The organism is Sphingobium sp., from assembly GCF_033795625.1.
Classification (GTDB): Bacteria; Pseudomonadota; Alphaproteobacteria; order Sphingomonadales; family Sphingomonadaceae; genus Sphingobium.
This window is the reverse complement of record NZ_JARYGI010000034.1, coordinates 19,310-38,151: the sequence shown is the minus strand read 5'-3', so window position 1 is coordinate 38,151 and position 18,842 is coordinate 19,310. Positions and strand designations below refer to the sequence as shown.

Here is an 18,842-nt window from a genome sequence, read left to right as displayed (position 1 = left end):
CGCATCCTCACCTCCCGTCAGCCGCAATGAATCAAATCACGCAGCCATTGGCTAGGGGTTTTTGGAGGTCCCCAGCTCTAAAGACGCGGCTCACTCCAGCCAAGAGGATAGCATGGCAAAGCTGAGCATGGTGAACAAGAATGAGCGGCGCAAGAAAATGGCCGCGAAATATGCCGGGAAATACGCTCGGCTAAAGGCTATGGCGAAGGATGAACAGCTAAGCGAGGGTGAGCGAATGATCGCGCGGCTGAAGATGGCCGAAATTCCCCGCAACGCCAATCCAACGCGCATTCGCAACCGATGCGAGATGACCGGGCGTCCCAGGTCCTATTATCGCAAGTTCCGCCTGTCGCGCATCATGCTGCGCCTGCTGGCCAACCGGGGCCAACTGCCCGGCGTCACGAAATCGAGCTGGTAGGTATGTCGGCCATCGGAGCGATAGCGGCAATCGTCCTGGTCGGCGGATTGGCATGGGTGATCCTTTACTATGCCCAACGGGCGGGCTGGATTAAACGTAGTGTCGCGTTGGGCCTGGGACTGATTGTCGTCTTGGTTTGTGGGGTAGTATTCTTCTACCCTTCCGCCCTTATTCTGCTAACGGGCTGACCGTCTAGGCATCGTAGATACGGTCCAAAGCGGCGGCTACATCTACCAGCCTGTCCGCAGAGGAATCGAATTTTCCGCCGCTGGCCAGTCTGCCTGCCCAGTCGACTCCAGCGCGCCCGCCCCATGCGTCATCTCCGCTCGTCAGGGGATGACGTGCCGTACCTTGCTGCGCCCAGGCCTCGAAGCCGTAGAAAGAGCCGCCGACGTTGCGCATCGCCGCGCCTCCGTCTCGCCCATAGAATTCCATTGCGATTGCCGCTTCCTGCCCTGCGTGCAAATTCCATGAGCAGGCTATGCGAACGACCGCGCCGGTGGTGAGCCGCAATGTCGACACGGCATAATCCTCCACTTGCGTAGTTCGGTCGGTCAGTGGCTGCCCACCGGCAAACAACGTGCTTTCGGATGAGGCGATCTCAGGGAAATCGAGAGCCCACAGTGCCAGGTCCACCAGATGCACGCCCAAGTCCATCATGCATCCGCCGCCCGATTGCGCGGGATCGTAGAACCAGGACTTGTCCGGTCCATAAGCGTTGTGGAAGGTGAGATCGGCAGCGAATAACGGCCCTAGCGCGCCTTCGCGTATTCTGCCTCGGATCGCCTGCATCCCGGCGGTGAAACGATAGGACAGGTCGACAGCCAGCAGCCGGTCCGCTCGACGGGCTGCATCGACGACGGCGCGCACTTCCGCCGCGCTGCGTCCAAGCGGCTTTTGGCAGAAGACGGCGACACCACGCTTCAGGGCCTCAATGGACTGCGCTGCGTGCAAAGCGCTGGGCGTGGCGATGACGATGCCGTCAAGATCCATGTCCAGCAATGCGGCAAGCGAGTCTGCTTCGATCGCGTCGGGCGCCAGTGCGAGCGCCTCCCGCCGGTTGTCGGGACTGAGATCCGCCACACCGGCAGCGCAAACGAGCCCGCTTTCCAGCATCGCCTGCATGCGGTGCCTTCCGATCCAGCCTACGCCCAGAAAGCCGAGACGGGGCAAGTCGATGCCCTTTTCCTTCCCTGGCGGGTCAGCCATCTCCGCCGCAGTACTCACAATGTCACCACCGCTTTCAGAAAGCCATCCGGCCGATCGCGTGCCGCGTCGAGCGCCTCGCCAAGCCGCGATAGCGGATATCGGTGCGTGAGCAGCGGCGCGGGGTCTAGCCTTCCTTCCGCAATGGCCGCGATGGCGTCCCTGATCCCTTGCGTATAAACCGCCGGGTCCCGCTCATGCGCGTTGACGACATCGATGCCGCGCCAGTTCCACAGCCACATGTTGACGTTGCGCGGACCATCCTGATGATAGCCCGCAATGATCAGGCGGCCGCGTTCGGCGACCAGTTCACTGGCCAGATCCAGCGGCCATTGCTTACCCACGGCTTCGATGACGCGCTCGCAGAAACGCTCGCCAGTGAGTGCCTTGACCTGCTCGATGATGCCATGGTGATCGTCCATCGCGATGACTTCGGCTGCACCATGCGCACGCGCCACGTCCAGCGAATATGCGCGGCGCGAGATAGCGATCACCCTCGCGCCCGCATCCGTGGCGAGCCGAGTCAGGATTGCGCCCAGAAAGCCGATACCGACGATAGCGACCGTTTGCCCAGCCTGAATATCGCAGCGCCGGAAGATGTTGAACGCGCACCCGAACGGCTCGCCTGGAAAGTCCATGCCGCCAAGCGCCTCGGGAAGCGGTACCACTGCATCCACGTCCGCGATGTCGTATTCGGCATAGCCACGCGACGACAGCGCCGCCACGCGATCACCGACGCTGAGGCCGCTGACGCCGCTGCCAAGGGCATCGATCGTTCCCCACCCCTCATGCCCGAGGTTTCCCGGTTCACCAGGAAATGTCATCCACTCCGGGCCGGACCATGGCGTCAGGTTCGAGGCGCAGATGCCGCAGCCCTGCAGCTTCACGCGGACCTGGCCCACGCCCGGCTCCGGGATTGGAACGGACGCCACTTCCATTTGGCCCGGTCCGGTCTGGATGGCTGCCTGCATCATGCCCATCGGGCCTCCTGACTCATAACATAGGTTACCGGAAATGCCCCTGATGGAGCGTTCTGCGCTGGAGCGTGTTCTGCAGTGAGATTGACGCGATAGGAGATACCTGATGGCCACGAGCAAAGCCCCTGCCAAAAAAGCGCCTGCCAAAACTGCTGCCAAGGCACCTGCGAAGTCGAAGTCGGGGGAAGGATCGGGCAAGAAAGTGGATGGATTGCATAGGCCCGTTCAGCCATCTCCCGAACTCGCGGCCATCGTGGGCGACAAGCCGCTGGCGCGCGCGGAGATCGTCTCGTCCATTTGGGACTACATCAAGAAGAACGATCTTCAGGACCCCAAGGACCGCCGCGAGATACTGGCGGATGACAAGCTGGAGAAAGTGTTCGGCAAGAAGAAAGCGTCGATGTTCGAAATGAACAAGCACATTTCCAACCACGTCAAGGCTGCAGACTGAGCGACATGTAATGGCGGTCATTCGGCCGCCATTACCATGGATGCCGAACCCATCAGGAACTCCTCCAGAGCGGCGTGGGCGGCATCGTCGGTCATCTGTTCTGGAGGATGCTTGCAGAAACAGGCGGCTACCGGGACGATGGCTCCTGAAAGCCCCCGATCCAGCGCCACCTTCGCACAGCGGATCATGTCGATGGCGACGCCTGCCGAATTGGGGCTGTCCTCCACCGACAGGCGCAATTCCAGGTTCATCGGAACGCCCCCGAACAATTGTCCTTCCATGCGCAGGAAGCAGACCTTGTTGTCGTTCTGCCACGCGACATAATCGGATGGTCCGACATGGATGTTCTCGTCCGCCAGCCGCGTTTCGGCAACCGATTGCACGGCCTCCGTCTTCGAGATCTTCTTTGAGGCCAGCCGCTTGCGGTTCGTCATGTTGAGGAAGTCAGTGTTCCCGCCGGTATTCAGCTGATAGGTGCGGTCCAGCTTCACGCCGCGCTTGGCGAACAGGTCGGTCAACACCCGATGCACGATGGTGGCGCCCATCTGCGCCTTAATGTCGTCGCCGATGATAGGCACCCCGGCGTCTTCGAACCGGGCGGCCCATGCCGGATCGCTGGCAATGAATACGGGGATGTTGTTGACGAACGCCACTCCGGCTTCGAGCGCGCATTCAGCGTAGAATTCCGTTGCCTCCTGTGACCCGACGGGAAGGTAATTGCACAATATGTCGGCACCGGATTCCTTGAGCCGCCCGACCACATCGGCCTTGGCCGCTTCGCGTTCCTCGGCCGGCACAAAGCGGCGGTCTTCCGGATATTCCGCCATATGTTCGGCGACGCCGTCCAGGACCCGTCCCATCTCGACGCGCGTGCCGGTCGTGGCAACGTCGCCGAAGAAAGTGGTCGTGCAATTGGGCTTGGCGAAAATAGCCTCTGCAACGTCACGCCCGACCTTGCGCCGGTCGATGTCCCAGGCAGCCACAACGCGAATGTCGCCCGGCGTGTAGCCGCCGATATCCCAGTGCATCAGCCCGGTGCGGTCGTTTCGGCCTTCGCCATAAAAGGCGAGACCCTGCACCAGCGAGCTTGCGCAATTGCCGACGCCGACGATGGCGACGTTGACGCTGCCGGTCATGCCGCCGTGACCTTTGGCAGGGCCTGTGCGGGCGCATAGCGTTCGATCATCCATTCGCAGAATTCCGCAAAGCCCTGAGGCTCCCTTGCGGCGCTGGTGTGGTGCGGCTGCACGCCCAGATGCTCTGGTGTGAAGCAGAATGTCACCGTCACGTCGAAGTCGGACAAAGCCTCCATCTGCCGGTCGAACCAGTCGATGGCGCCCGGCCGGAAGCTGTCCGCCCAGCTAAGGCCCGTGCGCAAGTGCCGCACACCCAGTTGCTTCATCCAGCGCACGCCGTCGTCCAGCCGTGGGTCTTCAAAATGGAACCACTGCATCAGGCCCATCTTGTCCGCGACCTTCGCATAATGCTCCAGCGAAGGCTTGGGGGTCCCGTCTTCGCGGATCAGGCCCATGTAGAAATGACGGTAGTAGCTCGATCCCTCCGCTTCGCGATGGCGCGTGGTGGCGCCCCAGCTTTGCGGCAGGTCGAAGAGGCTGTACCAGAATATGCGCGGGACCCGGCCGACGAGCAGTTCCGCGGTGCGAGTGACGCCGAAGACCTGCACTTCCTCTGCACCGAACGAGCCGACACCAACCTCGGTGGCCCAGATCTCCTTATCCGGCGCGACCGCCTCGATTTCCGCGATCTTGTCGGGCCAGGCGTGTATCGGCCAGAGGTTCCAATCCAGCGGAAAGCCATGCACGGCCACCACATCCACGGCGTCGAGCGCGCCCATTTCCCGCATCCGCTGCACCCAGAACGGGTCGATCGGGGACATTCCGCCCAGCACTCGCTTCACATCGGGATTGGCCCGCCGAATCGATTCTCCGGCTCGCACAACGGTGTCAGCATAGATCGACCAGTCGGGATCGACTTCGGGATCCCAGTGCGACTTGTTGTTCGGCTCGTTCCAGATCATCGCCCCTTCGATCATGCCTGCTCCTCCTGTCCTTTCGCGGGATAAACCGCGCCGCCGCCCGGTCCCCAGCCGGCAAAGGGGCGCTCCGCCACCTTGCAGAGATAGACCTCGGCTTCGGGCCGCACCTCCACGCTGAAGCCCGCCGCGCGCAGCATCGCTTCGCTGCACGCGCGATTGGGCGCCCACCAGTTCGTCCAGTCTCCGGCATATTGCCGCTCGATGAAGTGCATCCGGGGATAGCCGGGATCATCGAAATAGGCGGGCGGCTGGGTTGTGCCCGGTACGTGGAAGGGATGGTCCTCCGGCACCTGCGCCACATCCTCGCTGCCGCGCTGCATCGTCTGGAACAGCAGCATGTCGTTCGCGACATGATCGCGGATCAGGTCGAGCGCGAGCAGCGGGTGCCGCAGGTGATAGAAAACGCCCATGAAGATCACGAGATCGAACCGCCGCCCGATCTTCGCCACGTCGTAGACCGACAGTTCGCGGAATTCGACGCCCTTGAAGCCCAGCGTATCGGCCACGAACTCCGCCTGCGCCAGATAGCGCGGATCGGTGTCGATCCCCAACACCTCGGCCGCCCCTCGCCGCTTCATTTCGATCGTGTAGAACCCCGCATTGCAGCCGATATCCAGCACCGACTTGCCGGTGAGGTCATCCGGCAGAGCATCGGCAAAACGCGCGAACTTGAACGCGGGGTAGTCGCCAAGGAAATGATCCGGAGCTGTCTGCACCTCGCCCAGGTCGATGTTCTGGAACCACGGCCCCAAAGTCTCGACGGCGTCCTGCAACTCGCGCGCAGAGGATGACGGAATGGGCAAGGTGGCTTTTTTCATGCGTATGTCCGGTTAAGAGTGGTGAGCCGCGCCCAGTCGTCGCCAACCTGCAATTCGCTGAGCGAAGCGGGATCGACATCGAACCTCAGAATGTTGTCGAGGCTGAGACCCAGATACTGCGCGATGGCGCCACGGATGATGTCGCAATGCGTGACGCATAGAACCGTCTGAAGGTCTCCCGCAGTTAGATGGTCTATGAAATGGACGATCCGTTCGACTGCGCTGGCCATGCTCTCGCCGTCTGGCGGCGCGCAATTGCTCCGGGCGCTGTTCCACTGGTGCCAGAGCATATCGGCTTCCAGTTCGGCGAAGCTCTTGCCGGTCCAGGCGCCAAAGTCGATCTCATCGAGTGCATCCGCCACGCTCACCGGCAAGCCCAGTTTGCAGCCGATGATCTCCGCGGTTTGGCGGCAACGATATTGCGGACTGCTGTGGATTGCCGCGACCGGCCATGCCGTCAGCGCCGCTGCGAGCCGATCCACCTCAGCTTCTCCCTCCTTGGTGAGAGCAGAGTCGGAGCCGCGTCCCGTAAGTATTCTTCCCAAATGAGAATGCGGGCCATGACGGATTAAAAGTAACTGAACCGTCATGATCTGCGAAGTGATGAGTAGATCGACATGGGTCCCAGAACATCTAAGTAGATGCTCCGTTCCCTCTAGTCACATACTCGCTAACATATGTTTATAACACTGAAATCACAGGGAACATTGATGAAGATGAAGCCGTTTGGCGATCCGGGTTCAAGAAGCAGGGGGCATGTTGGCTGCCCGCATCACAAGAGTCCATCCCTTATAGATGCAAGGAGCATTATAACCGATGGAAACAGTATTGATTACTGGCGGGGCGGGTTTCATCGGGCGTTTTGTCGCGCGGGAACTACTTGGAAGAGGCTATAAGGTCCGCGTCCTCGATAGCCTTATAGAACAAGTTCACGGAGACGCTGGACGTCCGGCAGATCTTGATCCCGATGTAGAGCTTATCCAAGCCGATGTGCGCGATAGTGGCGCAGTACAGGCGGCATTAAGGGGCGTAGACAGTGTCATTCACTTGGCGGCCGAAGTCGGTGTCGGCCAATCCATGTACGAAGTCGAACGCTATACGTCGGTGAACGATGTCGGCACTGCAGTTTTATTCGAGAAGCTGATCGACAATCCTGTGCGCCGCGTCGTCACGGCTTCGTCCATGAGCATCTATGGTGAGGGACTGTACCGCGACGCCGATGGTGCCCTTGTAGAAAATGCGGAACGCACGGCTCTGCGGGACCATCAGCGGAACTGGGAGCCGACCGATGCGCAGGGGCGGCCCCTGTCGCCCGTCGCCACCCCAGAGTGGAAGCGCCCCAACCTCGCATCCATCTACGCGCTCAACAAATATGTGCAGGAGCGCACGACTCATATCATGACTGCGCCTTATGGGATCGAGGGCGTCTGCCTGCGCTTGTTCAATGTCTATGGACCGGGTCAGGCGCTTTCCAATCCCTATACCGGCGTGCTGGCGATCTTCGCCTCGCGGCTGCTGAACGGGCAGGCGCCGATGATCTTCGAGGATGGCGAGCAACGCCGCGACTTCGTCCATGTCAGCGATGTGGCCCGCGCTTTTGCAGATGCGCTCGAACTGCCGCAAGCGGTCGGCGGCACATACAACATCGGCTCGGGACAGGATCGCTCCGTCAACGAAGTCGCGCGCGAACTGGCGCGTGCCATGGGCAAGAACCGCATCGAGCCCGAGATTGTCGGCAAGGCGCGGACCGGCGACATCCGCCACTGCTTCTGCGACACGACGAAGGCGAAGGATGACCTTGGCTTTCAGGCCCGCACCGACTTCGGCGAAGGCTTGGCCGAACTCGCCGAATGGGTGGCGCAGCAGACGGCAAGCGATCGCGTCGATCAGGCGCGCGCGGAGCTTGAGGCGCGAGGGCTGGTCGCATGAGTATCGACGATCCACGGCCGGTGCTGGTCACTGGCGGCGCAGGCTTCATCGGCTGCAATCTGGCGGACAGGCTGTCATCGGAAGGGCATGACGTGCTGGTGCTGGATGCGCTGCGGCGGCCCGGCGTGCAGCGGAATCTCGACTGGCTGCTGGACCGTCATTCGGGCCGTATCCACGTCACCGTCGGCGATGTGCGTGATGATACGGTCGTCTCCGGCCTCGTGCGTCAAGCCGGGGCGGTGTTCCATATGGCCGCCCAGGTCGCCGTGACCACCAGCATGACGGACCCGCGGGAGGATTTCGAGATCAACCTGCGCGGCACGATGAATGTGCTGGAGGCTGCGCGGCAGTCCGGGTCGCGTCCGCCAGTGATCTTCGCATCCACGAACAAGGTCTATGGCGACCTTGGCGATGTGCCGCTGGCGCTGACCAATGGCGCATACCAGCCGACAGACAGCGCCATCAAGGCGCACGGGATCGGCGAAGCGCGCCCGCTGGATTTCCACACGCCCTATGGCTGCTCGAAGGGCGGCGCGGATCAGTATGTGCTGGATTACGCGCGCAGCTATGATCTGCCCACCGCAGTCCTTCGCATGAGCTGCATCTATGGCGAGCGGCAGATGGGCACCGAAGATCAGGGCTGGGTCGCGCACTTCCTCATCCAGGCGCTGGAGGGCGCGCCGATCACCCTGTATGGCGATGGTCATCAGGTTCGCGACATCCTGAACGTGTCCGATGCGGTGGATGCCTATATGGGCATCTGGAAGAATATCGAGCGGCTGAGTGGCCGTGCCTATAATCTGGGCGGCGGCCCCGATAACGCGGTAAGCCTGCGGCAGCTTCTGGGCCATGTCGAGGATGTGCTGGATGCTCCGCTCGACGTGCGTTTCTCCGACTGGCGCGCGGGCGATCAGCGCTATTTCGTGGCCGATCGCCGGGCGATAGACGAGGCGATTGGCCTTCGCTCGCCGATCCCGTGGAAGCAGGGCGTAGCGGCTTTGCTCCAGTGGCTGCAGACCGAACGCGCAGGATCGCACGCCCCTGTGACGGTGCAAGCGTGAGAGGCGTGAGGCTGTTGATGACGGCCGATGCCGTCGGCGGCGTATGGCAATATGCGACGGACCTGGCCGCGTGCCTTCAGCCTCTTGGCTATGAAACCACGCTGGCTGTGCTGGGGCCGCAGCCCACAGCAGCGCAGCGGGGAGAGGCGGAGCGTATCCCCGGCCTCACCATGCGGCATGTGCCGGCGGAGTTAGACTGGTTAGCCAAGGATGCACAGGCGATAGGCAAGAGCCGCTCGGTGCTGGCGGCTATCGCGCGGGAGCTGGCGGTCGATCTGGTGCAGGTCAACAGCCCCGCCTTCATCGGTAGCGACGCCTTCGCCGTTCCCGTCATCGGCGTGATGCATAGCTGCGTCGGCACGTGGTGGGCGGCCATGGATGGTGGCGAGATGCATGCCGATTTTGCCTGGCGCACCAGTCTGATCGCAGAGGGACTCGCTAACGCCAGCGCAGTCGTAGCGCCCAGCCGTGCTTTCGCTGATGCAGTTCAGAGACGATATTCCCTGAAGCACAAGCCGCACGTCGTCCACAATGGCCGTATCGCACCGTTACCGCGACAAGCGGCGATGCACGATTGCGCAGTCACCATCGGGCGGCTGTGGGACGGCGCAAAGAACGCCCGCGTGATGGATGCTGCGGCGGCGCGGCTTTCGATCCCGTTCAAGGCCATAGGCGCGACGAGCCGCCCGAATGGCGAGGCCGTGGAACTCAACCACATGCATGTCGTCGGCCAGCGCGATAGCAATGCCGTCGCAAACTGCCTTGCCGCACGCCCCGTCTTCGTCTCGGTCGCGAAGTACGAACCCTTTGGCCTTGCGGTACTGGAGGCAGCGGAAGCGGGCTGCGCGCTCGTGCTTTCGGACATCCCGACTTTCCGGGAACTCTGGGATGGCGCCGCGACCTTCGTCGATCCGGACGATGCCGGGGCATTGACCAGCGCAATCGAGGCAACCATCTGCGATGTACCCGCCCGACAGGCCGCTGGCGAACGGGCCCGCAAACGGGCCAGCCATTTCACGGCGCAGTCGATGGCTGGCGGGATGGACGCAATCTATCGCGGCGTCCTGCAGCAGAGGGCCGCGGCATGAAGATCGTCTACTTCACGCATTCGCTGCTGTCGTGCTGGAATCATGGCAATGCCCATTTCCTGCGCGGCGTACTTCGTGAACTGTCTTCCTTGGGGCATGACGTGGTGACGCTGGAGCCGGCCGGCAACTGGAGCCTGTCCAACCTGATCGCGGATCATGGAGACGCCGGCCTGACGGCTTTTCGACAAGCCTACCCCGACCTGCAGAGCCGGGTATATGCGCGCGTACCCGAAGCACTGTCTCATGTTGCCGATGCCGATCTGGTCATCGTGCATGAATGGAACGACCCGGCACTCGTTGCGGCCATAGGTCGGGCGCGGCTGAGAGGCGGCCACTTCACATTGTTGTTCCACGACACCCATCATCGCGCGGTCAGCGACCCGGAAGCCATCCACGCTTTCGATCTGGACGGATATGACGGCGTCCTCGCGTTCGGCGAAGCCCTGCGCGACGTCTATCGGCAATGGGGCTGGGGCAGTCGCGTCTGGACTTGGCACGAAGCCGCCGACATCCGCCACTTTCATCCCCCCGCCGTGGAACAGGCGCGCTCCAGCCTTGTGTGGATCGGCAACTGGGGTGATGGGGAACGCACGCAGGAACTGGAAAACTTCCTGTTCGAGCCTGCGCGGGCTGCTGGCCTGCCGCTCGACATTCATGGCGTGCGCTATCCCGATGAAGCACTACGAACCCTTGAACGCTATGGCGTCCGCTATCGCGGCTGGGCGCCCAATGCGCGCGCGCCCGAAATTTTTGCACGGCATTTGGCCACCGTGCATGTGCCGCGGCGTTATTACACCACTATCCTGCCCGGCATCCCTACCATCCGGGTGTTCGAGGGGCTCGCCTGCGGTATCCCGCTGGTGTCCGCGCCGTGGGACGATAGCGAGCATCTGTTCCGGGTAGGGCAGGACTTTCTGATGGTGCCGGACGGCGCCGCCATGACGCGAGCATTACGAGCCTTGGCCAGCGACGCAGACCTGCGGCGCGACCTGGTGCGCCACGGCCTTGAGACGATCCGTGCGCGTCATACCTGTGCGCATCGCGTCCAAGAATTGCTCACCATCGTCTCGAACCTTCGAGAGACGGAAGCCGAACAACCGCAAAGGAGCGTAGCGTGAAGATTGCCTTTTACGGTTCCAGCCTGCTGTCATCCTACTGGAACGGAGCGGCGACCTATTACCGCGGCATCCTAAGCGAATTGGCGAACCGCGGGCACGACATCACCTTCTACGAACCCGATGCGTTCGATCGCCAGCAGCATCGCGACATCGATCCGCCGGAATGGGCGCGCGTCGTCGTCTATCCCGCTACGGTCGAAGCCCTGCGCAACGTGATGGCAGAGGCAGCGCAGGCGGACGTAGTCGTCAAGGCAAGTGGCGTCGGTGTGTTCGACGACGAGTTGCTGGAAGGCCTTCTGAAGTCCGCAGCACCGCATGCCATCCGTATATTCTGGGACGTGGATGCCGCGGCCACGCTGGATGAGATGCGCGCCGGGCCGGACCACGCCGTTCGCCGCGCCCTCCCCGATCTGGACATGGTCCTGACCTATGGCGGCGGTGATCCGGTCATAGATGCCTATCGCAGCTTCGGCGCGAGGACCTGCATTCCAGTCTACAATGCGCTCGACCCGTCGAGCCACTTCCCGGTTCCGCCGGATCCGGACTTTCAGTGCGATCTTGCGTTCCTTGGCAATCGCCTTCCTGACAGGGAATCGCGCGTCGAGGAGTTCTTCTTACGTGCCGCCGCGATGCTCCCGGATCGCTCTTTCCTGATCGGCGGCAACGGTTGGGAGAGCAAGGCCATGCCCGCCAATGTCCGTCATCGCGGCCATGTCTACACCGCCCAGCACAACGCGTTCAATTCGACGCCGCTGGCGGTGTTGAACGTGGCGCGCGACAGCATGGCGCATATCGGCTTCTCCCCCGCCACACGCGTATTCGAAGCAGCGGGCGCGGCCGCCTGCCTGATCACCGACGCTTGGGAGGGCATAGAGATGTTCCTCACGCCGGACGAGGAAGTGCTTGTTGCACGGGATGGGCAGGACGTGGCGGATCATCTGGCGACGTTGACGCCGGAACGCGCGCGCCAGATCGGACAGGCGGCGCTGGAGCGTGTGAAGACCGAGCACACCTACGCGCTGCGGGGCGCGCAAGTCGATGCCATCCTGTCCTCGCATGTCGCTGCGGCGGCTGCGGAAAGGATGGAAAAGGCATGAAGCTCGTCGTCCTTGGGCTTAGCCTCTCCTCCTCCTGGGGAAATGGCCACGCCACGACCTACCGTGCCCTGCTTGCCGCCTTTGCCGCGCGTGGCCACGATATATTGTTCCTCGAACGCAATGTGCCTTGGTACGCCAGTGCGCGGGACCTCAAACACCCTGATTATTGCCATCTCGCCTTTTACGAGGATCTCGACGGACTTTCCGCCTGGCGCGACGCGATTGCCGATGCCGACGCGGTGATGGTCGGGTCCTATGTTCCCGACGGCATTGCGGTCGGCAGCTTCGTGCAGGAGCATGCCCGCGGAATCACGGCCTTCTACGATATCGACACGCCGGTCACACTTGCGGCGCTGGAGAAAGGAGATTGCGCCTATCTCTCGTCCGAGTTGATCCCCGGATACGACATCTACCTGTCCTTCACTGGCGGCCCCACCCTTTCGCTTCTTGAAAACCGCTATGGTTCACCGGCGGCGAGGTCGCTCTACTGCTCCGTCGACGTCCATGCCTATATGCCGCTCGATGTGCCGGTCCGGTGGGACCTGAGTTATCTCGGCACCTATAGTGATGATCGGCAGCCGACATTGGAGCGGCTGTTAATAGAACCGGCGCGTGCGCGGCCCGATCTGCGCTTCGTGGTGGCGGGTCCGCAATATCCAGACCACATCGTCTGGCCGGACAATGTTGAGCGGATCGCGCATTTGCCGCCTGCCCAGCACGCCGCCTTCTACTCCGCGTCGCGCTATACGCTGAACGTCACGCGCGCCGACATGATCGCGTCCGGCTGGTCGCCTTCCGTGCGGTTGTTCGAGGCGGCGGCCTGCGGCACGCCGATCATCTCCGACATCTGGGCAGGGATAGAGGCCATGTTCAAGCCGGGCGCCGAGATCCTGCTTGCGCACGATGGCGGCGAAGTGATCGCGGCGCTGGATCAGGACGGCACGCGCATGGGGGAAGCAGGGCGCAAGCGCGTGCTCGGCGCACATGGCGCTGAGCATCGGGCGGCCGAACTGGAGGCTTATCTGCAGGAGGCGAACCCTCGCGCACGCCCTGTGCCGCAGCCAAAGATCTCAGAAACAATAAACAGGACGGGTGCGCATGACTCTTAGGCAATCGGATAGCATCCTCGTCGCTGGCGGGGCGGGATTTATCGGCTCGCATCTCTGCCGCGCTTTGCTGGATCAGGGCCATTCGGTCATCTGCATCGACAATCTGCTGACGTCGCGCCGCGACAACCTGTATGAGCTGGAGCCGCACCCGCACTTTACCTTCATCGAAGCGGATATCGTAGATCCGTTGCCTGCCGCCCTGCTCGCGCCGGAGGTAAAAATCAGCCGGATATACAATATGGCCTGCGCAGCATCGCCGCCGCTCTATCAGGCCGATCCCGAACATACGATGCTGACCAATGTAGTGGGCAGCGATCGTCTCCTGCGGCTGGCGGAGATGAAGGGCGCTCGCTTTCTGCTCAGCTCGACCAGCGAAGTCTATGGCGACCCCGAACAGCATCCGCAGCGGGAGGATTATCGCGGCTGGGTGAGCTGCACGGGTCCGCGTGCCTGCTATGACGAGGGGAAACGCGCCGCTGAAGCCATGACCTTCGACTTCGCGCGCCTGGGAAGGGCGGACGTTCGCGTTGCGCGCATCTTCAATACTTATGGCCCAAACATGGACCCGAACGACGGCCGGGTTGTCTCCAACCTCATTTGCCAGGCGCTCACGGGCCAGGACATCACCATCTATGGCGACGGCTCCCAGACGCGCAGCTTCTGCCATGTCTCGGACATGGTGGCCGGCCTGATCGCGCTGATGGAGTCGGATATGGACGGAATGCTGCCGGTGAACCTGGGTAATCCGGAGGAATACAGCGTCAGCGAACTTGCGGATCAAGTGGTCGCGCTGATCGGCACGCGCGCCAAGGTCGTGCATCGTCCTTTACCGGAGGATGATCCCCGCCGCCGTCGGCCAGACATCAGTTTTGCCCGCGAGCACCTCGGCTGGGCGCCGACCGTGCCCCTTTCCCAAGGGCTGCAGCAAACCTGCGCCTGGTTCCTGTCCGAACTCGAAGCGGGAAGAGCCCTACACGGCAATAACGACAATTGTTCCATCGCCGCGGAGTGAACACTCCCCAACGGACCTGACATGTCGCTGACGGACAGAGCCGGCTCGATTATTTGCGTGGTGGCGGGCTGCGTGGCTTCAGTGCCTCTACTGCCCGGCGGTAGGCCAGATCCCAGTCGAACGAGTCGCGTTTAATCCATCGTGTCGCACTTGCCTGCGGGGCACGCTCTTCAGCATAGCGCATTCAAACTCTCCGTTACGGCTCTTGTTTAGCATCATGGCCGTTACTTTTTGTGACAGCGATCACGGCGGGTCCGTTCATCGAAACGGCGTTCGTGACTGCTTCCCGATATCTACCGACACTCTGCCCGATCCACAATGCTGCGCGTGCTAACGCATGTCAGGAGCCATACTTTTCGAGGAATGCCAGGGCACAAGAGCCTGAAGCGTGGACCCATAGCGCATCTGATGGGTTCAGTAATTACATCCAAAGGTGGTTTCAGGAGGACGTTATGGATGGTTTATACGCAGTAATGAATGTGCTCGGGCCGCTGCTGCTGGGTGCGGTGATCCTCTACGCCATATTGTCGAATCGCAAGAAACGCAGCGCAGCGGATCTGGCGCAGACCGAGCGTGGGACGAAAGCGCTTCACGAGGAGCTAGATCGAGAGGATAAGGCCCGGGAGCAAAAGACACAAAATCATAATACGAACCCGGCTTCGTCGCAAGTGAGCCACGGGGCCGCGCATATCGAACCAACCTCCGGAAAAATCTCTCCTCCGAACATCTCGACGGAGCATCAGCCTGAGGGCAGCGCCCGGCATCCTCGGGACACACTGGATCGTGAACCGGACCGCGATCCGCTCTCGCAGGGCTCGATCCCGAGCAACTACGATCCTGCGACGAGCAAGAGAGTGGGCGAAACGCCGACGGCCGCCGATGCGGAGGCAGCGCGCGTCGCCAAGCCGGGACGGGAGTAAACCCGGCAACGGTAGGAAACAACCGATCTAAACAGGCGCGAACTGACATGCGTTATCGCAGCAACCCGGCGGTTCCGGCAGTTTGCACACCATCGCATCCCTGGTTCCGCCGGAACTTACGAGGCACATGATGAACCTGGCGCATAACGCCCTGATCGTCGTTGCAGACGGCAGAAAGATGCTCTTCTTCCGCAACGAGGGAGACGCCGAATATCCCAATCTGGTCGTCGAATATGGAGAGGAAAATCCCAACCCTGCCGATCGCGATCAGAAAACCGACGCGCAGGGACAGCGGCCCTCCAGCGCGACCCCGGGCCAGGAGTCCACGTCGGAGACCGATTACCACAAGCAAGCGGAGGACCTGTTCGCTGCGCACGCTGCCGAGGAACTGAAAGTCCGCGCGCTCCGCAACGACTTCGAGGAACTGATCATCGTCGCCGCTCCCAAGGTTCTGGGGGAAATGCGCAAGCACTATCACAAGGAAGTGTCATCCCGGCTGAAGGGTGAAGTCGCCAAGGACTTGACCGGACACCCGCCGGACCAGATCGAAACCATTCTGAAGGATCACAGCTAATCCATGCGTACGCCCCTCCTCCTGCTGGCTGGACTTGCCACGTCCGCCGCTATTGCGTGGCAAACCAGCAAGCGGCGTGAGCCAGCCCTCCGTGACAGTACGCGACAGCGTTTGGCGCCTGTTCCCAACGCTGCCGACATCAAGGTCCCTTCGGCCTGACCATGCGCATCCACCATCTCAATTGCGGCACATGCTGTCCTGTCGGTGGCCGCCTCTTCGATGGGACGAGCGATGCACCCTTTGCCAAGCTGGTCTGTCACTGCCTCCTGATCGAAACGGATCGCGGACTGGTGCTGGTCGATACGGGATTCGGGATGCGAGACGTCGAGCGGCCCGGCGAACGGCTCTCGGCTTTCTTCCGTGCGCTGAACAACATCCAGCTTCGCCCCCAGGAGACCGCGATCGCACAGATGCGGGCGCTCGGCTTCGATCCGCGCGACGTGCGGCATATCGTCATCACGCATCTGGACTTCGATCATGCGGGCGGGATCGAGGATTTTCCGAATGCCGTGGTGCACGTCGCCTCCCGCGAGAAGGAGGCTGCCTCCCGCCGCGACGGTGGCGGGTTCGTCGGACGCAGGCGTTACCGGCCGCAGCAATGGGATGAAGATGTCGATTGGCGGCTCTACCCGATGGGCGGCGGCGAAGGCTGGTTTGGCTTCGACGCCGTGCGCGACCTTGACGGACTGCCGCCCGAAATCTTGCTCGTGCCGCTCGCCGGTCACACCTGGGGTCATTGCGGCGTTGCGGTCCACGCGCCAGATAGCTGGCTGCTCCATGCTGCCGACGCGTATTTTTACCGCGGGGAGGTCGGCACGGAGGATTATCAATGTCCCCCTGGCTTACGAGGCTATCAGCGCATGATGGAAGTGGATCGGGGCGCGCGCCTTCAGAACCAGGCGCGCCTTCGCAGACTTGCCAGCGAGCATGGCCAGCATGTGCGGATTTTCTGCGCACATGATGCAGTCGAATTCGATATCCTCAGCGCTGCCGTATGAACCCCAGCGTTGCCGAACCTAAGCCGGTTGGCTTGATCCTGTCGGGAGGCTTGGCGCTGGGCGCTTTCCATGCGGGCCTACTGAAGTCACTGGCGGAAGATTCATCCATCCGCGTGGATGCTATCGCTGCGTCCTCGATCGGCGCCTTCAACGCCGCGATTTTCGCGGGCAATCCTCCTGACAAGCGAGCCGGGATGCTCGACCGGTTCTGGAAGCGGCTGGAGACCGATGCCCTTCCCGAGCCTTGGTCCCGGCCTTTTCAGAGCGATCTGTGGCACCGGCTGGAGGGCGTGACGAGCACTCTGATGACCCGAATAGGTGGCGTGCCCGGTCTCATGCGCCCCGCAGGGCTGGCCATGGACAAGACCGGCGCAGGCCCCGGCCTCTATGACCCCTCGCCTGCCGTGGCCACGTTAAGCGAGATGGTGGATTTTGATCTTCTCAATGATGGCCCAGTGCGCGTGTGCATCTGCGCAACTGACGTGGAGACTGGCGCTCCGGTGATATTCGACAACAAGGCGGGAGATCGCATCGGTATCGAACACGTCCTTGCGAGCGGCGCATTGTTGCCGAACCTTCCTGCGGTCGAAGTGGATGGCCGACTTTTTGCGGACGGCGGTTTAAGCGCCAATGCGCCTCTGGAACCGTTCCTTTCGTCGGAGCGCGACCTGTCGATACCGCGCTGGCTGATCCTCGCCGACCTTTTCCCCGCTCGGGGGTTGCGGCCCAGATCGCTTGCGGCGGCATCGGAACGGGCGAACGATCTTAAATATGCGACCCAGACACGTGTGCGGCTCAGCGGCCTTATTCGTGAGCGGCGATTGGAGGCAACGGGCGAGGGATCCACGCAGCAAGGAACCGACCTTCTGATCGTCGAACATCGCGAGCCCCACGAGCCGAGCCGGATGGAGAAGATTTTCGATTTCTCCCGCGCGAGCCTCCTGCGCCGGGAGGGCGGAGGGCGCAAGGCGGCAACGGCCGTACTGAACTACATTCGCGGTGCCGACCCTGAATCGCCCGCCGGATTGCGGATGCATGATTTGAATGAGCGCAGCCACATTTCCCAGGAGGAAAGCATGAGCAACATCGAAGACCGAGATGACGAGGCAGCGAGCAATCGCGGCAAGGCCGCTGAAGGCGGCGTGGGCGAAGTGAAGGGATCGGGCGCTGGTGCCGGCGGCGGCGGCAATCCGGAGGATTACGATGTCGATGCACCCGGCGGGAGCGGTGTAGGCACTTCGGGCCAATCCTCTCCGGAACCCGTGGAGGGCGATGACGACGTGGTGCCTCCAACCGAGGATTCTCCGAAGGGATGATGCCGCTCGCTGAGCCACGACCGTCGAAGCATCGAGGCTACCATGGGTTAGTGGCAAAGGACTCACAAAGTCGGAACGGCGCGCTACACTCGTGAAGTCCCGACCCAATCGCTCGTGGGTATCAGGGCGGCGGCCTCGCAGCTGACCCGCAATCACGCGGGGCCGCCAACATCGCTTTCCTATCTGTCGATGTCGTCATGGAGGAAAGGGCGCAGGGCCATCCACGATTCTCGCTTGCTACCGATGCCGACCGCATGCGCCGGGCTGCTTGAGGGAAGCGGGATCAGGACCACCTCCTGCAAGGCAGCAAGTGCGGCGGCTCCGGTTGAATAGGCGAGACGCCCGTTGAAAGCCACTGCGCGCAAGGCAGGCAAGGACTGAACGAAGGTGGCAAGGGGATTGGCAGCCACATTGCGCATGGCAGAGTCAAGGCTTCCCCGCCGCTCGCCCTTGGCAATGACATCCCATAAACCTATCCTGTGCTGTGCGAGCACATCCAGCTTCGCAGCATAGGGCAGCGGACGAAGTGGGACGGCGATGATTTCGCCGACCAGATCCCAGAACTGATTGCGCGGATGAGCATAATATTGGCTGGCTGCAAGCGACCGGTCGCCGGGCAGGCTGCCCAGGATCAGCAACCGCGTGTCCGCCGCTGCGACGGGGGGCAGCCCCTGCTTGCGGTCATCCAATAGAC

At 62.2% G+C, this 18,842-nt stretch carries 20 protein-coding genes; 13 read left to right on the top strand and 7 right to left on the bottom strand.

The genetic code is table 11. The annotated features are described in order from the left end of the window. Window positions 1-112 precede the first annotated feature (112 nt). Entirely contained in the window at window positions 113-418 is a 306-nt protein-coding gene (gene rpsN, locus QHC67_RS14960; RefSeq protein WP_319295470.1) for a 30S ribosomal protein S14, read from the top strand. A 192-nt stretch (window positions 419-610) separates the two neighbouring features. Here the strand turns inward: rpsN and QHC67_RS14955 are convergent, their stop codons facing one another. Together QHC67_RS14955 and QHC67_RS14950 are read right to left on the bottom strand one after the other, a co-directional pair. Continuing rightward, complete coding sequence (locus QHC67_RS14955) at window positions 611-1,627, bottom strand: Gfo/Idh/MocA family oxidoreductase (RefSeq protein WP_319295469.1); 1,017 nt, start codon at window positions 1,625-1,627, stop codon at window positions 611-613. Between the two features lie 14 nt (window positions 1,628-1,641). Next, the gene (locus QHC67_RS14950; RefSeq protein WP_319295468.1) at window positions 1,642-2,598 is read right to left on the bottom strand and encodes an MDR/zinc-dependent alcohol dehydrogenase-like family protein; all 957 of its coding nucleotides are present in this window, start codon (window positions 2,596-2,598) and stop codon (window positions 1,642-1,644) included. A 109-nt stretch (window positions 2,599-2,707) separates the two neighbouring features. On the opposite strand from QHC67_RS14950, the gene QHC67_RS14945 reads away from it, so the two are divergent. Then, window positions 2,708-3,052, top strand: a complete 345-nt coding sequence (locus tag QHC67_RS14945) for an SWIB/MDM2 domain-containing protein (protein ID WP_319295467.1) — start codon at window positions 2,708-2,710, stop codon at window positions 3,050-3,052. A 17-nt stretch (window positions 3,053-3,069) separates the two neighbouring features. On the opposite strand, the gene QHC67_RS14940 is transcribed toward QHC67_RS14945, so the two are convergent. The 4 genes from QHC67_RS14940 to QHC67_RS14925 are packed head-to-tail and all read right to left on the bottom strand — an operon-like array spanning window position 3,070 to window position 6,516. Further along, the gene (locus tag QHC67_RS14940; RefSeq protein ID WP_319295466.1) at window positions 3,070-4,188 is read right to left on the bottom strand and encodes an inositol-3-phosphate synthase; all 1,119 of its coding nucleotides are present in this window, start codon (window positions 4,186-4,188) and stop codon (window positions 3,070-3,072) included. Beyond that, window positions 4,185-5,105, bottom strand: a complete 921-nt coding sequence (locus QHC67_RS14935) for a beta-xylosidase (protein ID WP_319295465.1) — start codon at window positions 5,103-5,105, stop codon at window positions 4,185-4,187. The genes QHC67_RS14940 and QHC67_RS14935 overlap by 4 nt, the downstream gene beginning before the upstream one ends. Continuing rightward, complete coding sequence (locus QHC67_RS14930; protein WP_319295464.1) at window positions 5,102-5,926, bottom strand: TIGR04290 family methyltransferase; 825 nt, start codon at window positions 5,924-5,926, stop codon at window positions 5,102-5,104. Before QHC67_RS14930 ends, QHC67_RS14935 begins: the two co-directional genes overlap by 4 nt. Further along, window positions 5,923-6,516, bottom strand: a complete 594-nt coding sequence (locus QHC67_RS14925) for a histidine phosphatase family protein (protein WP_319295463.1) — start codon at window positions 6,514-6,516, stop codon at window positions 5,923-5,925. Before QHC67_RS14925 ends, QHC67_RS14930 begins: the two co-directional genes overlap by 4 nt. 226 nt (window positions 6,517-6,742) lie before the next feature. On the opposite strand from QHC67_RS14925, the gene QHC67_RS14920 reads away from it, so the two are divergent. From QHC67_RS14920 to QHC67_RS14870, 11 genes are all read left to right on the top strand, one after another. Further along, window positions 6,743-7,855, top strand: coding sequence for an NAD-dependent epimerase/dehydratase family protein (locus QHC67_RS14920; protein WP_319295462.1), 1,113 nt, complete (start codon window positions 6,743-6,745; stop codon window positions 7,853-7,855). Beyond that, entirely contained in the window at window positions 7,852-8,916 is a 1,065-nt protein-coding gene (locus QHC67_RS14915) for an SDR family NAD(P)-dependent oxidoreductase (RefSeq protein WP_319295460.1), read from the top strand. Before QHC67_RS14920 ends, QHC67_RS14915 begins: the two co-directional genes overlap by 4 nt. 17 nt (window positions 8,917-8,933) lie before the next feature. Further along, entirely contained in the window at window positions 8,934-10,004 is a 1,071-nt protein-coding gene (locus QHC67_RS14910) for a glycosyltransferase family 4 protein (RefSeq protein WP_319295459.1), read from the top strand. Next, window positions 10,001-11,122, top strand: coding sequence for a glycosyltransferase (locus tag QHC67_RS14905; protein ID WP_319295458.1), 1,122 nt, complete (start codon window positions 10,001-10,003; stop codon window positions 11,120-11,122). The genes QHC67_RS14910 and QHC67_RS14905 overlap by 4 nt, the downstream gene beginning before the upstream one ends. Beyond that, on the top strand, window positions 11,119-12,219 hold the full coding sequence (locus QHC67_RS14900) for a glycosyltransferase (protein WP_319295457.1): 1,101 nt from the start codon (window positions 11,119-11,121) through the stop codon (window positions 12,217-12,219). Before QHC67_RS14905 ends, QHC67_RS14900 begins: the two co-directional genes overlap by 4 nt. Beyond that, entirely contained in the window at window positions 12,216-13,328 is a 1,113-nt protein-coding gene (locus QHC67_RS14895) for a glycosyltransferase (protein ID WP_319295455.1), read from the top strand. Before QHC67_RS14900 ends, QHC67_RS14895 begins: the two co-directional genes overlap by 4 nt. After that, a complete protein-coding gene (locus QHC67_RS14890; RefSeq protein WP_319295454.1) occupies window positions 13,318-14,340 on the top strand; it encodes a UDP-glucuronic acid decarboxylase family protein in 1,023 nt (340 codons plus the stop codon). The genes QHC67_RS14895 and QHC67_RS14890 overlap by 11 nt, the downstream gene beginning before the upstream one ends. Window positions 14,341-14,792: 452 nt before the next feature. Next, window positions 14,793-15,260: a hypothetical protein gene (locus tag QHC67_RS14885; RefSeq protein WP_319295452.1), complete on the top strand. Its 468-nt coding sequence runs from the start codon at window positions 14,793-14,795 to the stop codon at window positions 15,258-15,260. Window positions 15,261-15,390: 130 nt separating this feature from the next. Then, entirely contained in the window at window positions 15,391-15,834 is a 444-nt protein-coding gene (locus tag QHC67_RS14880; RefSeq protein ID WP_319295473.1) for a host attachment family protein, read from the top strand. 161 nt (window positions 15,835-15,995) lie between these two features. After that, window positions 15,996-16,832 carry an MBL fold metallo-hydrolase gene (locus QHC67_RS14875; protein ID WP_319295451.1) on the top strand — a complete coding sequence of 279 codons (837 nt, stop codon included), beginning with the start codon at window positions 15,996-15,998 and terminating at the stop codon, window positions 16,830-16,832. After that, window positions 16,829-18,148: a patatin-like phospholipase family protein gene (locus QHC67_RS14870; RefSeq protein ID WP_319295449.1), complete on the top strand. Its 1,320-nt coding sequence runs from the start codon at window positions 16,829-16,831 to the stop codon at window positions 18,146-18,148. The genes QHC67_RS14875 and QHC67_RS14870 overlap by 4 nt, the downstream gene beginning before the upstream one ends. A 179-nt stretch (window positions 18,149-18,327) precedes the next feature. On the opposite strand, the gene QHC67_RS14865 is transcribed toward QHC67_RS14870, so the two are convergent. Next, entirely contained in the window at window positions 18,328-18,837 is a 510-nt protein-coding gene (locus tag QHC67_RS14865; RefSeq protein ID WP_319295448.1) for a DNA-deoxyinosine glycosylase, read from the bottom strand. Between the last annotated feature and the right edge of the window lie 5 nt (window positions 18,838-18,842).